The organism is Geodermatophilus sp. URMC 61 (genome assembly GCF_052931555.1).
The window spans coordinates 4,697,886-4,712,756 of record NZ_JBRFHZ010000002.1 but is presented as its reverse complement, the minus strand read 5'-3'; the positions used below and the strand labels follow the sequence as shown (position 1 = coordinate 4,712,756).

The 14,871-nt window shown below is 75.7% G+C and carries 12 protein-coding genes; 6 read left to right on the top strand and 6 right to left on the bottom strand.

From position 1 onward, the window contains the following. Positions 1-129: 129 nt before the first annotated feature. The 5 genes from ACU610_RS21935 (at position 130) to ACU610_RS21915 (ending at position 4,703) form a co-directional block, all read left to right on the top strand. The gene (locus ACU610_RS21935; protein WP_446769810.1) at positions 130-663 is read left to right on the top strand and encodes a CGNR zinc finger domain-containing protein; all 534 of its coding nucleotides are present in this window, start codon (positions 130-132) and stop codon (positions 661-663) included. A 47-nt stretch (positions 664-710) separates the two neighbouring features. Continuing rightward, positions 711-1,523 (top strand): GNAT family N-acetyltransferase, encoded by an 813-nt coding sequence (locus tag ACU610_RS21930; protein WP_446769809.1) that lies wholly within the window; start codon positions 711-713, stop codon positions 1,521-1,523. Positions 1,524-1,565: 42 nt separating this feature from the next. Then, the gene (locus ACU610_RS21925) at positions 1,566-3,002 is read left to right on the top strand and encodes a phosphatase PAP2 family protein (protein WP_446769808.1); all 1,437 of its coding nucleotides are present in this window, start codon (positions 1,566-1,568) and stop codon (positions 3,000-3,002) included. A gap of 103 nt (positions 3,003-3,105) precedes the next feature. Beyond that, entirely contained in the window at positions 3,106-3,654 is a 549-nt protein-coding gene (locus ACU610_RS21920) for a DoxX family protein (RefSeq protein ID WP_446769807.1), read from the top strand. Continuing rightward, the gene (locus ACU610_RS21915) at positions 3,651-4,703 is read left to right on the top strand and encodes a PHP domain-containing protein (RefSeq protein ID WP_446770742.1); all 1,053 of its coding nucleotides are present in this window, start codon (positions 3,651-3,653) and stop codon (positions 4,701-4,703) included. Before ACU610_RS21920 ends, ACU610_RS21915 begins: the two co-directional genes overlap by 4 nt. Positions 4,704-4,719: 16 nt before the next feature. Here the strand turns inward: ACU610_RS21915 and ACU610_RS21910 are convergent, their stop codons facing one another. Next, the gene (locus tag ACU610_RS21910; protein ID WP_446769806.1) at positions 4,720-5,724 is read right to left on the bottom strand and encodes a hypothetical protein; all 1,005 of its coding nucleotides are present in this window, start codon (positions 5,722-5,724) and stop codon (positions 4,720-4,722) included. A gap of 468 nt (positions 5,725-6,192) precedes the next feature. Here ACU610_RS21910 and ACU610_RS21905 point away from each other — a divergent pair, with 468 nt between their 5' ends. After that, positions 6,193-7,395 (top strand): glycosyltransferase, encoded by a 1,203-nt coding sequence (locus tag ACU610_RS21905; RefSeq protein WP_446769805.1) that lies wholly within the window; start codon positions 6,193-6,195, stop codon positions 7,393-7,395. A gap of 222 nt (positions 7,396-7,617) precedes the next feature. Here the strand turns inward: ACU610_RS21905 and ACU610_RS21900 are convergent, their stop codons facing one another. The 5 genes from ACU610_RS21900 to ACU610_RS21880 all read right to left on the bottom strand — a co-directional run bounded on the left by ACU610_RS21900 (position 7,618) and on the right by ACU610_RS21880 (position 14,852). Beyond that, the gene (locus ACU610_RS21900; protein WP_446769804.1) at positions 7,618-9,813 is read right to left on the bottom strand and encodes an O-antigen ligase family protein; all 2,196 of its coding nucleotides are present in this window, start codon (positions 9,811-9,813) and stop codon (positions 7,618-7,620) included. Further along, positions 9,810-10,571, bottom strand: coding sequence for a hypothetical protein (locus tag ACU610_RS21895; protein ID WP_446769803.1), 762 nt, complete (start codon positions 10,569-10,571; stop codon positions 9,810-9,812). The genes ACU610_RS21900 and ACU610_RS21895 overlap by 4 nt, the downstream gene beginning before the upstream one ends. Positions 10,572-10,696: 125 nt before the next feature. Next, entirely contained in the window at positions 10,697-11,725 is a 1,029-nt protein-coding gene (locus ACU610_RS21890; protein WP_446769802.1) for a hypothetical protein, read from the bottom strand. Positions 11,726-11,866: 141 nt separating this feature from the next. After that, positions 11,867-13,501: a malectin domain-containing carbohydrate-binding protein gene (locus ACU610_RS21885; RefSeq protein WP_446769801.1), complete on the bottom strand. Its 1,635-nt coding sequence runs from the start codon at positions 13,499-13,501 to the stop codon at positions 11,867-11,869. A 424-nt stretch (positions 13,502-13,925) separates the two neighbouring features. Next, positions 13,926-14,852 carry a polysaccharide deacetylase family protein gene (locus ACU610_RS21880; protein WP_446769800.1) on the bottom strand — a complete coding sequence of 309 codons (927 nt, stop codon included), beginning with the start codon at positions 14,850-14,852 and terminating at the stop codon, positions 13,926-13,928. Positions 14,853-14,871 lie beyond the last annotated feature (19 nt).

The following is a 14,871-nucleotide window of genomic DNA, read 5'->3' as shown; positions in this document are numbered from 1 at the left end:
CACGCGGAACGGGAAGAGTAGGGAGTCAAACCCTGTTGACCCCCTACATGCTACGGACGATGGCGTAGGGGGTCAAGTCGGTTACGCCACCTACGGCGTGTCAGCGGCACTCCAGCGGTAGGGGATTCCATGGACTACGACACCTACGGGTCCACAGCGGTCGAGCTGGCCATCGACCTGGCCAACGCCGACCGGGACGCCGGACCGGACTGGGCCACGGCGTTCCTGCGTGCCCACGACGACTGGTTCTCGCCCGGCAGCGTCCTCGACCTCTCCCCCGAGGAGACCGGGCAGGCGGCCACGACCGCCGACCTGGTCCGCGCCGTCGCCGAGGCCCGGTCGGAGGCCGAGGTGATGGACCGGCTGAACGCGTTGCTCGCGCTCGCCCACCCGAAGCCCTACGCCACCGACCACGACGGCGCGTTGCACCTGCACTACGCGCGTCCGGACGCGCCGCTGCTCGAGCAGCTGACGACGACGGTGGCGATGGGTCTGTCACAGGTCGTCGTCCAGCACGGCTGGCAGCGGATCGGCGTCTGCTCGGCCGAGGGCTGCGACGACGTCTACGTCGACACCTCGCGCAACGCCAGCCGCCGCTACTGCTCCAACACCTGCGCCAGCCGCTCGACGGTCGCCGCCTACCGCGCCCGCCGCAGGACCTGAGTCCGGGGACCTTCCCCCACCACGACCAGGGCTGGGACCGTGGGCGCATGGCTGCCTCGATCGTGCCGCCGGAGGGGGAACACCTCACCACCGGGTGGGAGCCGGACCTGGACCCGGCGGACACGCTGGTGCGCCAGGCGGTGTTGGTCAACGCGTCCTGGCCGGTCGAGGTGGCCAGGAGTGCCGGACGGCCGTGCCGTGCGGGACCTCGGTGGGCCGGCGGGTGGATCGGCGATCGCGGCGCCCTGACGAATCCCGTGGTCCTCACGCAGCCGCTGAGCGATCCCTCGCCCACGCTCGCCGAGATCGGCGAGCTGTTCCCCGCCGAGGTGCCCTACCTGCTGGTCAACCCCTGGCCGTCGCCCGATCTGAGGGCGCACGGCCTCGTCCTGATCGGTCACCCGCCGCTCATGGTCCGGTTGCCGGCCCCGGCTCCGGATCGGCCGGGACGCGGCACCGAGGTGCGGGAGGTCGGCGACGCGGCGGAGCTGGCGCGGGCCGAGCGGGTGCTGGTCGACGGCTATCCGATGCCGGACCTCGAGCCGCTGGAGCCCGGCGACCTGCTGGGACCCGGCATCCTGGCGGGGGCGACCCGGGTCTGGCTCGCCTGGGTCGACGGCGAGCCGGTCGCCGTCGCGGCCGCCCACCGGCACGCCGGCGCGACCCTGGTGGAGTACGTCGCCACGCTGCCGCAGGCGCGCGGTCGCGGAGCGGGAGCAGCGGTGACGTGGGCGGCGACGCTGGCGCACCCGGACGAGCCTGCCGTCCTCCTGGCCAGCGACGAGGGACGGCCGGTGTACGCGCGCATGGGGTACGTGGCGGTCGAGCGGTGGACCGCGTGGCTGCGCCCTGCCGCGTGACGGGTCACGCCGACGAACCCCCTCCGCACTAGCGTCTGGCGCATGCGGGGCGCGCGGCACTGGGACGCGCGCCTGCACACCCTGGTCGGCGGGCTGCCGGACACCCCCGCCGACGTCTGGCTGCGCCGGCTGACCGCCGCCGCCGACCACGGCCGCGTCTGGATGGCCACGGGCGCCCTGCTGGCCCTCCGCCGCGGAGCGCTGCGCCGCGGTGCGGTCCGCGGGCTGGCCTCGATGGCGGTCTCCAGCGGGCTGGTGAACTCCGCGCTCAAGCCGGTGTTCGGCCGCCGCCGTCCCGACCTGGGGGCGCACCCGGTGCACCGCCTGCTGCGCCACCCGCTGACCACGCACTCCTTCCCCAGCGGGCACTCCTCGTCGGCCGGGGCGTTCGTCACCGGCGTCGCGCTGGAGTGCCCGGCGGCCGGGGCGGCGCTCGCGCCGCTGGCGGCGGCCGTCGCCTACTCACGGGTGCACGTCGGCGTGCACTACCCGGGGGACGTCGTCGCCGGCCTGGCCGTCGGCGCGGCGGTCGCCGTGAGCGGCCGGCGCTGGTGGCCGGTGCGGCCGACCACCCCTGCCCGCGTGCGGACGACGCACTCCGCCCCCGCGCTGCCCGGGGGCGAGGGCCTGGTCGTCGCGGTGAACCCGCGCTCGGGCCCCGCGGACTACGACCCGGCCGCTGACGTCCGCCGGCTGCTGCCCCGCGCCGAGATCCGCGAGCAGACCGCGGGGACGACGATCGCCGACCTGCTGGAGGAGGCGGTCCGCTCCGGCCGGCCACGGGCGCTCGGCGTGGCCGGTGGCGACGGCAGCGTCGCCGCCGCCGCGGCCGTGGCGGTCGCGCACGGCCTGCCGCTGGCGGTGCTGCCCGCGGGCACGCTCAACCACTTCGCGCGGGACGTCGGCGTGCCCACCCTCGAGGCCGCGGCCGACGCCGTCGTCTCGGGCCGGGCGGTCGAGGTCGACGTCGCCGAGGTCAACGGGACGCCGTTCCTCAACACCGCCAGCATCGGCAGCTATCCGGAGATGGTGCGCCGCCGCGACGCGCTGGCGGGCCGGCTCGGGCGGTGGACGGCGATGGCGGTGGCCGTGGCGCAGACCCTCCGCCGGGGGACGCCGGTGTCACTGCTGCTCGACGGGCGGCCGCTGTCGGTGTGGATCCTCTTCGTGGGCAACGGCCGCTACACCCCGCGCGGACTGGCCCTCGCCTGGCGGCCTCGCCTGGAGGACGGGCTGCTCGACGTCCAGTACCTGCGCGCCGACGTCCCGTTCAGCCGGACCCGCGCCGTCCTCGGGTCGCTGCTGGGCCTGAGCCCCCACGTCTCCGGCTACGCCGAGGGCCAGGCGCAGCGGGTGCGGGTGGTGTCGCGGTCGGGCCCGCAGGAGGTGGCCTACGACGGCGAGACCGGCCAGACGGCCACCGAGTTCGTCTTCGCCAAGCACGGGAGGCTGACGGTCTACTGCTGCCGGGACCGTTGACCCAGCGGAGTGGCGACGACCTCACTACGGTCCCGTCAGGGGTGTCCCGGCGCGTACCGGGGCACTGAGCCGACCAGAGTCCCCGAGCCGAAAGAGGTCACCCATGTTGGTCCGCCGGATCGCCCGGCCGCTGCTCGCGTCGTCGTTCGTCTACGGCGGCATCGACACCCTGCGCAACCCGCAGAGCCGGGTGCCGGGTGCCGCGCCGGTCGTCGACCAGATCACCGCCGCGGCCGACCAGCAGCTGCCGGTCCAGGTACCCCGCGACGTCGAGCAGTACGTGAAGATCAACGCCGCCGCGCAGGTCGCGGCCGGCTCCCTGCTGGCCCTCGGCCGGCTGCCCCGGCTGTCGGCGCTGGTCCTCTCGGCGAGCCTGGTGCCGACGACCCTGGCCGGGCACCGCTTCTGGGAGCACGACGACCCCAAGGAGCGCTTCGGCCAGACCGCGCACTTCCTCAAGAACCTGAGCATGCTCGGCGGGCTGCTGATCGCCGCCGTCGACACCGAGGGCCGGCCGTCCGTGGGCTACCGCGCCCGCCGCGCCGCCTCCCGGGCCGCCGACAGCACGGAGAAGAGCCTGGAGAGGGCGCAGAAGCGCGCCGCCAGGGCCCAGCGGAAGGCCGAGAAGCAGTACAAGAAGGCCTCCCGCTGAGCGACCCGCTCCCGCCCGCGGCCGCGCTCCGGAGGATCGCCTTCCTCCTGGAGCGCGCCCGCGAGCCCACGCACCGGGTCGCGGCGTTCCGCACCGCGGCGGCCGTCGTCGACGCCCTCGGCCCGGACGAGCTCGACCGGCGGATCCGCACCAGGACGCTGACCGACCTGCGCGGCATCGGGCCCAAGACGGGTGCGGCGATCGTGCAGGCGCACGCCGGCGAGGTGCCCGAGTACCTGGCCCGCCTGGAGGAGGCCCACGGCGAGCTGGTGCCGCTGGCCGACGACGTCGCCGAGTTCCGGGCGCTGCTGCGCGGCGACCTGCACGTGCACTCGGACTGGTCCGACGGTGGCAGTCCGATCCGCGAGATGGCCGAGGCCGCGATCGGCCTGGGCCACGAGTACATGGCGCTGACCGACCACTCGCCGCGGCTGACCGTCGCCAACGGCCTGTCCCCCGAGCGGCTGGAGCGCCAGCTCGACGTCGTCGCCGCGCTCAACGAGGAGCTCGCCCCCTTCCGGATCCTCACCGGCATCGAGTGCGACATCAACGTCGACGGCAGCCTCGACCAGACCGACGAGCTGCTCGGGCGGCTGGACGTCGTCGTCGCCAGCGTGCACTCCGACCTGCGCGCGGACTCCGCGGCGATGACCGAGCGGATGCTGACCGCGGTCGCCGACCCGCACACCGACGTCCTCGGGCACTGCACCGGCCGGCTGTTGATCCCCCGCGAGCAGCGGGAGGGACGCCGTCAGCGGCCGCGGCCGGAGAGCAGCTTCGACGCCGAAGCGGTGTTCTCCGCCTGCGTCGAGCACGGCACCGCGGTGGAGATCAACTCCCGGCCCGAGCGGCTGGACCCGCCGCTGCGGCTGCTCAACCTCGCCGTCGACCTGGGCTGCGAGTTCGCCGTCGACACCGACGCGCACGCCCCCGGCCAGCTCGACTGGCAGGGCAACGGCTGCGAGCGGGCGGTCGAGTGCGGGGTGCCGGCCGAGCGGGTGGTCAACACCCGCACCGTCGAGGACCTGCTGGCCTGGACGGCCGGCTGAGGGGCCGGCGCCCGGCTCACCGACGCCGCCGTCGTCCCCACTCCGAGCGGAGGACCGCCCAGACCGGGGCGGGGTCCCGCCAGCTCAGCACGCCGGCGTCCCGCACACCGGCCAGGGACCGGACGGCCTGCGCGGTCGTCAGCTCGCCGCGACGGCGCATCCCCCGGACGACGCGGAGGTCGTGCTGCGGCATCCACGCCCGCGCGCCCTCCCGCGCCGGAGGCTGCTCCCCGACGGGCAGCCCGGCCAGCGTGGCGTACAGCCGCCAGGACGCGTCGAGGCCCGCCGCGTCGTACAGCCCGAAGGACTGCGGCACCCGCACGTTGACCTCGATGAGGTACAGCTCGCCGGTGACGGCGTGCCGCTTGAACTCGGTCGCGGCGAGCCCCACGTAGCCCGCGGCGTCCAGGAGCCGGCGGGCCAGCGCCACGGCCTCCGGGACGGCGGTGGCCTCGAACAGCGTCCCGACCCCGTGGTCGTAGTGCCGGATCTTGCGCCGGCCCGCCTCCAACGGGTACCTCCCGTCCGCGGTGCGGAGACCGACCACGCCCTCGAGGGCGGTCGCAGGCCCGGGGACCTCCTCCGAGACCAGCATGTCGACCCCGGCGCCGAGCGCGGCGTCCAGGTGCGCGCGGACGGCGTCGGCGTCCGGCAGCAGCCGCGTGGCGAAGTCCCCCGACCGCCGGCCGACGTGCCCCAGGACCGGCTTGGCGACGCACGGTGCGGCCGCCGCGGCGAGGTCGACCAGGCGGTCGTCGCCCGGAGCGTCGATGCGGAAGGTGCGCGGCACGCGGACGCCCGCCTGCTCCGCGACGGCCCGCATGCTGTCCTTCTGCATCAGGATCAGGTGCGCGCCGTCCACGGTCTCGAAGCTGCGCAGCACGGACGGGATCTCGCGGCGGTGGGCGACGACGAACTCCGATGCGGCGTCGGAACCACAGACGACCACCCCCGGCCGGTCGCCGAGCGCCGCCAGGGCCGGCAGCCACGGCCGGTCGGCGCCGTCGGGGAGCTGCCCCACGGCGATCGCCCTGAGGGCCCGGCTCCGTCCGACCCACGCGCTCGTCGGTGGGCACAGGGCGATCACCTCGACCCCCCTGGCCGCCAGCCTCCGGGCCATCGTGAGGCAGCCGTCGTTCGGTTCCAGCAGCACCAGCCGCGGCAACCCGGTTCCTGCGTCTGTCGGCCGCACCACTGTCCCTGGTCCTCCTCGCTCGCTCCGATCCGCGTCGGACCGGGGGCTGACAGCGTGCGCCCTCGGTCCGGGGCGTGGCTGTCGGCCAGCGGTGATGATCACCACAGTCCGGAGCGTGCTGCCGGACCTGGCCTCCCCCGTCGACCTCGACGGGCTCACCCGGCCGGATGACCCGTTCCGCGCATCCCGTCGGGCCGAACTAGTGTGGCGGCGCCCCGTCCGGCCCGGACGTGCCGACGGGCGACGAGGGAGCCGGTCCTCCGACCGGACCCGGGTACGAGTGGACGGAGCGTCGTGGTCGAGAGTGTTGCCGCCGGGTCCGCCACCGGGTCCTCCAGCCCGGTCTCGCCCCTGCGTGTGGCGCACCTCATCCACTCCCTCTCCCCGGGAGGCGCGGAGAGCGTCCTCGTGGAGCTGGCCGGCGTGGCCGCCACGGCGGGGCTCGAGCTGGCCGTCGTCGCGCTGTCGCCCGCGTCCCGCACCACCCACGCCGACGCGCTGCGCGCCCGCGGCGTGGACGTCGTGCAGCTGGACCTGCCGCGGTGGGACCCGCGCGCCGTCCCCCAGGCCGTGGCCGCGCTGCGCGCCTTCGGTCCGCAGGTGGTGCACACCCACCTCAAGCACGCCGACATCGTGGGCGGCGTGGCCGGCTCGGTGCTGCGCCTGCCCGTCGTCTCCACGCTGCACATCGTCGAGGACGCGCCCGCCGGGACCCTCGGCCGCTTCAAGCGGAGCGCGGGCCTGGCGGTACGCCGGCGCGTCGCGGCCCGGACGATCGCCCTCTCCTCGGCGCAGCGGCGGTGGTACCAGGACCTCACCGGCTCCGACGACCGCCTCGTCGTCCTCCCCAACGGCGTCGCCGACCCCGGGGTCCCGGACCCGGCCGAGCGCGGTCGGCTCCGTGCCGAGCTCGGCGTGCGCACCGGGCAGGCGCTCGTCGTCACCGCCTCGCTCATGCGACCGGAGAAGGGGCACCGGCTGCTGCTGGACGCCGTGGCCCAGCTACCGGCCGACCTCGCCCCGGTCGTCGCGCTCGCCGGTGACGGCGAGCTGCGCGCGGAGCTGGAGGCGCGGGTGGCCTCGGATGCCCACCTGCGGGACCGCGTCCGCTTCCTCGGCTACCGCGACGACGTGCCGGATCTGCTCGCCGCGGCCGACCTGGTCCTCCACCCCAGCCTGGCCGACGCCCTCCCCACCACCGTCATGCAGGCCCTGGCCGTGGGCGTGCCGGTGCTGGCCACCGACGTGGGCGGCATCCCCGACATCGTCGGCACCGACGCCGGCGTCCTGGTGCCGACCGAGCCCGGCGCCATGGCGGCCGCCCTCACCCGGCTGCTCGCGGACGACGCACTGCGCCACCGCCTGGGCGCGGCCGGCCGCGACCGGTTCCTCGACCGGTTCGAGGCCGTGGGGTGGGCCACCCGGCTCCGCGCGCTCTACGACACCGTGCTCGACGAACCGGGCAGGGCCTGGTCCACGGACGCCCGACGCCGGTGATCCGCGACCCGGCCCCCGCACCGGCGGGGGCCGAGGGGCCGGCCGCAGCGGGCTCGGCGACTTCCACCGGCAGCGCACCTTGCCGCCGCTCTGGCCGGGCCCACCAGCGACCCGCGCCCTCCGCGACCCCGGCCTGACGCCACCTCCGGACGGCCCCGCCCGGAACCCCGCGCCTGCGACCGGACGCCGCGGCCGCGCCCCCGCGTCGGCGGGGTCGGGCGGTCACCGCAGGACGCGGCCGGGCTCCCGGCGGCGGGCGCGGACGGCGGACACCAGCGCCACGCCGGCGAGGAGTGCGGCGACGCCGAGCGGCACCAGGGCCCAGCGGCGGTCGTAGGAGGGCGGGTGCTCCTCGACGACCGGCGCTCCGGCCACGTTGCGGACGCCGTACAGCGGGCTGATGTCGTTGAGGAAGGTGGACGCGGCGGCCCGGGTCTCCTCCGCGACGAACCGCGCCACGTCGGGGTTGGGGCCGGTGGCGGTGACGACGACGAGCGCCGACTGCACCGACCCGGTGACCTCCACCGTGACGCCCTCGACGTCGACCGGGTACGCCGCCACCCGGGCCAGGCCCTCGTCGGCGAAGCGCGGGCTGGCCACGATGCCGGCCAGGGTGCGGACCAGACCGGTGCGGCTGAGCGTGTCCAGGTCGTAGGCCGGTGAGTCGGACCGCCCCTCGTCCACGCTGACCAGCTGCATGCTCGACGACGCCGACCACGTCCGCTGCTGCGGGCCGGCGGCGTTCCACAGCGCCGCCGCACCGAGCACGAGCAGACCGGCGAGCGCCGCGGCCGTGTACCGCAGCCACCGGCCCCTGCGCGCCCCCGCACGGGTCGACGACGCCGTGAGCGGGCCCGCGTCGGCGCCCTGCTCCGGGTGGGGCTGCAGTCGCAGCTCGGCGACCCGGCGGCGGGCCCGGATGTCGAGGGCGGCGCCCAGCGCGACCACGAGCAGGAAGCTCCGGAAGGTGGCCAGGTGGAGGAACACGCTGGCCACCGCCCAGCCGGCGAGCGCGGCCAGGACCGCGTTCGAGAGGGGCAGCGGGGCCTCACGGGCGACCGCCGGCCCCCCGGCCCGGGCGAGGAGCCGGGCCCGCAGGGCCACCAGGAAACCGCCGCCCAGGACGAGCAGCCAGGCGGTGAGCCCGAGCAGGCCACCCTCCGCCGCCGCCTCGAGGTACTGGTTGTGCGGCGCCAGGGGCAGCGTGTCCAGACCGAGCCGGCTGAGGTAGCCCTCCGTGACGGCGAGGAAGTTGCCCGGGCCCACGCCGAGGACGGGGTGGTCGACGAGGACCTCGAACGCGACCCGCTGGGCCGCCAGGCGCCCCTCCAGGGAGGGGTCGACCACCTCGAGACCGTCGCTCGTCCCGAGCAGGGAGAGGGTGGCCAGCCGGCTGCCGACGCCGGGGACGAACAGGGCCAGGGCAGCGGCCACCGGGGCGAAGAGCACGGCCTTGGCCCAGCGGCCGCCGGCCAGCAGCGCCCAGACCAGGCCGACGAGGAAGGCGGCCAGCAGGGCGCCCCGAGAGCCGGTCATCACGATGCCGCCGCAGATGGTGGCCGCGGCGGTCAGCCAGCCCAGCCGCGCGCCGGTGCGCCTCGCCATCTGTGCCAGGGACAGCGCGAAGGGCAGTCCGAGGACCAGGACCCGGCCCCAGAAGTTCGCGTCGCCCTGCGGCCCCGCGTGGCGGGCCGTCGCTCCGCCGACGTCGGCGACCAGGGGGACGTTCGACAGACCGGCGAGGGAGGTCGCGTTGCCCAGGGCGAACTCCTGCACCATGGTCACGGCCGCGAGCAGCGCCAGCGTGAGCGCGATGGCGCGGGCCATGGCCTCGGGCACCCGGCCCGGGATGAGGAGCAGCAGGCCGGCGACCAGCGGCCAGAGCAGGGCCTTCGCCGTCTCGAGGACGGCGGTCAGGTTGGTCTCGCTCTCCGCCGCCGGCGTCAGGCTCGGGTCGATCGTCTGGTTGGCGAGGGCGGACACCGTCTGCGCCAGGAGGTACAGCAGGAAGACGACGACCAGGGGGGACCAGCCGGGGCGGATCTGCCCCCGCCGCCAGGCGAGCAGGGCGGCCAGCGCCGAGAACACGAGGGCGGCCGTCTCACCTCCGGGCAGCCCGTTCCCGGCGGCCACGGTCGAGAGGTTGGCGAACTCCGCGACCGTCGCGAGCACGAGGACGGCGACCGGCCGCACCAGCAGCAGCGGCACGGCGAGCAGCGCCAGGGCCGCCGCAGGAGCGAGCAGTGGGAGTCCGAGCACCGCCGTTCCGGCGAGGACGGCGACGCCCAGCACCAGGCAGGCGACGGCCGCCGCCAGCGCTCCGACCCTCGCCCCCGCTCCGGAGCCGCCGGTGGGGGGCCGGACGGAGGACTCCGCCGCAGGCCGGGAGACGTCGGCGGGAGCGACGCTCCGTGTCACCGCGCCGACTGCGGCGCGACCGGGTCGGCCTCGCCGACCCGCACCGGCCCGGCAGGGGACGCCGCTCCGCCGGCGAGCCGCCCGTCACGGCCGCCGTCCCGGTACCGCGACGGAGCCGACAGCCCGTCCGAGGACACGTCGGGCTCCTCGCCCACGGGCCGGAGCGGCTGCCGCGCCGGGAGGACGGCCCGGATGGCGAGGTACGTGGCGATGCCCGCGATGAGCGCGACGGCAGCCACGACGGCCGCCAGCAGGCCGGGGGCGAGGCCGGTGGGCTGGGCCGTTCCCACGGCGCCCTGCACGACGTTGACCTCGTACGGGAAGGTCAACTGGTCGAAGTACGTGCGCGACTGCGTGAGCACGGCATCGGTGGCCGCCTCCGCGCTCTCCGCGTCGGTCGCCGTCCCGGTGATCTGGATCAGGGAGGTGTCCGGCACCACGTCCACCGTCACCTCGCGGACCTGCTCCTCGCCCGCGGCCGCCACCTGGGTCGCCTGCAGGTCGAGGATGCCCGCGAACGTCGTCACGATCTGCCCCTGGCTGAGGGTGTCGTAGTAGCTGGCGGCCTCGGACAGCTGGTCGTTGGGCAGGACGACGAGCGTGCTGCTGGCCTCGTACTCAGCGGGACGGTCGACGTAGAGGAGCCACCCTCCGACGAGTACGAGGAGGGCCACGGCGAGTCCGGTCAGAGCAGCGGCAGGACGCCGCCGGCGCCCCGCCCCGGCGGCCCCGACCTGCGAGGAGACAGCAGAAGTCACGGCCCGAGGGTACCGGTCGAGAGCCGGGTGACCTGCTCCGTTCCCGGATGGGCCTCCCGACGGGGGTATCCGTCACGGGATCAGGCGAAACCCCGTCACCGTGTCGAGGGACCACCGGCGAGGCGTCAGCTGCCGTCCCACTCGGCCAGCACCCGCAGGCGGTCCCACGGGACGTGGGGCATGTCGTAGTAGTCCCAGGGGAACTCGGCGACCTCGCGGTAGACGTCGGTGTCGCCGGTGGGCATCTCGAACACGATGCCCAGGGCGGTCCCCGCACTGTCCCGGACGTAGCCGCCGTGGGTCTGCAGCGCCCGCGCCACGGCCAGCTCGCCGGGGGTGATGTCGGGGATGGACTCGACGTCGACGCTCGGGTCGAGCTGGACCCGGGCTCCCTGGGGGATGCACGGCAGCTCGGACGCGTGTCCGTCGGTCTTGAGCGCCGGGTAGCGGAACACCTCGGGACAGCTCTTGTCGGACACGATGGCGAGGGCGTGGTCGATCCGTCCCGCCTCGATCTCCGCCAACCGCACCAGCCCGGCCAGCAGGTTGACGCCGGCCGCGGTCGCTCCCCCACCCTGGCCCGAGCCGTCCCCGCCGAACGGCGCGTAGGTCCCCCAGGTGGTGCGCCACTCCCCGTCGGAGACCTGCTCCGCCTGCCAGAAGTCGTAGATCCGCCCGGCCGCGTGGTCGATCACCACCAGGGAGCCGTCGGACCCCGGACTCGGGGTGGCCCCGTCGGGGATCCGGACCGGGGCCTCCTCGAGCGGACACGGCCCCCAGGTCTCCGTGCACGTCACGGGGACCGCCGGGGTCGAGGCGTCGACCTCGTAGACCGGGACGCCGAACTCCTGGGTGATCGCGTAGCCACCGCCGTCCTCGGTGAGGGCGGCGACCATGTCGGCACTGTCCTCGTCCAGCTCGGGGTCGTCCGGGATCGGGAGGTACCACGGGCTGTCCTCGGCGAACAACGGCCCGGCGTGGTACGTCGAGTCGTCCGTGGGCGGGAGGTCCTCACCTCCCGGCGACGTGCACGAGCACAGCGCGAGCACGCCGGCCAGGACACCCGCCGTGACGACGGCCCGTCGCGGGGACCCCGGCCGCGTCCGACGCCCGAGGTCGCGGACGCCCGCACGGCCGGTGGGGTGGCTGAGCATGGCGCTCCCAGGGTCCGCTGACAGGTCGCGGGCGACCTCCGCGAGGGGCCTCCCGACCGCCCAGGATAGGTCGGCCGTGTGGGAGAAGGCCCTGATCAGCGCGGTCGTGACCCGGATGACTGACCGTCCGTCGGCCCCGCGTCACCCGGCGATCACGCGGAGTCGCGCCCAGGGGATGTGCGGCATCCCCCAGTAGTCACCCTGGAACCCGGCACCCGGGTACGGGTCGGCCTCTCCGAACGGCGCCTCGAACTGCACGCAGAGGTTGGCCCCGCAGTTGTCCCGGTTGATCGCGCCGTAGGTCTGCAACGCGCGCGCCACCGCTCGCTCCCCCGGGGTGATCCCGGGGATGGCGTCGACGTCGATCGACGGGTCGAGCTGCAGGCGGGCGCCCTCGGGGATGCAGTCGCTGCGGGTGGACTGGCCGTCGCTCTTGACCGCGGGGGCGCGGAAGGCGCCGGCGCACGAGTTGTTCGTGGCGACCGAGAGCGTGTGCGGGATGTGCCCGTTGCGCATCTCGAAGGTGCGGACGACACCGGTCAGCGCGTTGATCCCGGCACCCGTGGCGCCGCCGTGGGGTCCGCTGCCGCTGCCGTCGAGCGGAGCGCAGGTGGCCCAGCTGGTGGTCCACCGACCGGAGCCGGTCCTGCGCGCCTGCCAGAAGTCGCAGACCACCCGGTCGGCCAGGTCCACGATGATCATCCGTCCGTCCGACCCCGTGGTGGGCCGGGCCTCTGCGGGGATGCGCATGGTGCGCTCCTCGACGTCACAGGTCCCCCAGTCCTCCGTGCAGGTGACCTCGGCCGTCGGCGTGCCGGCCACGGCGTTGAAGACGGGCTCGCCGTACTCGTACAGGTTGGCCGTCGCCGTGTTCTTGGCGGTCACGCTGCGCACCATCGCGGCGCTGTTGCGGTCGATGGCGGGGTTGCCGGGGATCGGGGTGTTCCACACGCTGATGGCGGCGAACGGTCGACCGGTGTCCGCGGCGAGCAGGCCGACGGCGGCGTCCGCGGCGGCCGTGCCGGCACGGGCGGGGGCCGACGCCGCGGCGGCCCCCGGCACCGGCTGCGCCGCCGTCGGGGCCGGCGGCGCGGCAGGGGCCGGCGCCGGGACCTCCGCCTGCTGCGCCGGCTGGTCCGTGGTCACCGGCGCGGGAGCCTGGGCGTCGGGCTGGGCCGGAGCCTTCGTCCCGCCCGCCGGTGCGGAGCTGCCGGCCACGGGGACGCACGTACCCCGCGGGTGCTTGCGCAGCACCTCGATCGCGCTGAGCACCGGGAGGTCCCGGACCCCCCGGGCCTCGATCGTCACGCTGCCGTCGTCGACCTGCGCGGTCCAGGACCCCGTCCAGGCGCGCAGCGGACCCTTCGCGGAGCGGGCGACGTCCACCCGCCGGGAGCCGGCCCGGCCGTCCTCGATGTCGACCGAGAAGACCCGGCTGCCGCGGCCGCCCGCCCGCCCGTCCACGCCGAACCACGGCTCCGTGGCGTACAGGCGGACGACGTAGCGCCCCGCCTCGGTCACCGGGACCTCGTAGCGGAACTCCCCGACCCGGGAGCTGCGGTAGAGGACGTCGGCGCGGGTGCCGCGGATGTTCCGGTCCTCAGCCACCGTCGTGGCCGGGTCCGCCTGCTGGACCGGGTCCGCCGACCACGTCCGGCCGCCGACGGTGACCTGGGGTCCGTCGGTGTTCACGCGGGCCACCGCGACCTCGTCGGCGGTCCCCGCGGGGCAGCGCGACGACGCGGCGGTCTGGACGGCGCCGGAGGCGGCCGTCACCCCCCTCGTGGCGACGAGGGCACCGAGCGCCAGCAGCGTGCCGACCCACCTCCTCCGGGGTCTGCGGGGCCGGGGGTGGCGGGTCGGGCGGGCGTGACGCGACATGGGCGTTCCTCGGGCGGCGGCGGGCGGGGACGGCGTCCGGCATCCCGCACCCCGCGGCGCACCACCGGGACCGGATGACGAGACGGACGGGTCCGTCTCGCCCACCGGACATCCGGCAGCGTCGGCCCCGTTCGACTGAGATTCAGCAGTCGCACACGCTCTGAACTGCGCGACTGCCGAAAGGTTACGACACGATCACAGCGTGTCAACCGTCCGAGTGACGTTTGTGCACACTTGTGGCGCGTCCCGCTGGCCTGCGGATTCGCGGGCACGACCCGGACGGCGACCGGCCGCAGCCGGTCGCCGTCTCGGGGTGGGGTCAGGCCCGGCGACGCAGGCGGCGCGCGACCACGCGCGCCGCCCCGCGCAGCACCTCACGGAGGTCGGTCTCGGCGTCGACGAGGACGCGGGGGACCTCGAGCGGCTCGGTGCCGGGACCGGCCAGCGCCGTCCGGGTCGTGACGGCGAAGGCGTAGCCGGCCTCGCCGGCCAGCCCGACCGTGGTCGCCGAGTAGTCCTGGGCGCGACCGTTGGGATAGGCCAGGACGTCGACGGGGCGCTGGAAGTGCTCGGCCAGTTCGCGCCGCGACGCCGTCAGCTCGTGGGCCTGGGCGGGACCGGTCTCCCGGCTCAGGATGGGGTGCCCGCAGGTGTGGGACTCGATCTCGTGCCCCAGCCGCAGGAAGGTCTTGGCCTCGTCCCAGTCCAGGAACTGCCGGCCGAGCGGCGGTCCCTCGGGGGCCAGCCGCCCGCGCAGCTCGGCGACCGCGGCCAGCCGGTCCTGCGCGTCGAGGAGCTTGAGCGCGTCGCCCACGAGGTGGTTGGCCTGCCGCCGCGCACCCGGGCTGGAGGTGTCGTGGCGGACGCCCTCCCAGGTGACCTCGGACGTGGTCGCGTGCGCGAACGCCCAGCCCAGTTGCTCCCACCACACCGGGGTGGTGTCGGAGAGGAAACCCGGGACGAGGAAGAACGACGCCGGCAGACCGGCCGCGGACAGCACCGGGGCCGCCACCGTGGCGTTGTCGAGGTAGCCGTCGTCGAAGGTCAGCGCCACCGCACGCGGCGGCAGCGGCCGGCCGGCGGCCAGGTCGGCCAGCGCCGACCGCAGCGGCACGACGTTCGTCCAGCGGCGGAGGAACCGCACCTGCCGCTCGAACCCCCGACGTCCGGCCTCCGGGGTGGTCCCGTAGAACGCGTACGACGGTTCGATGTTGTGGTAGCCCAGCACGAGCAACCGACGGCTCATCGGGTCGCCTCTCTCCTCA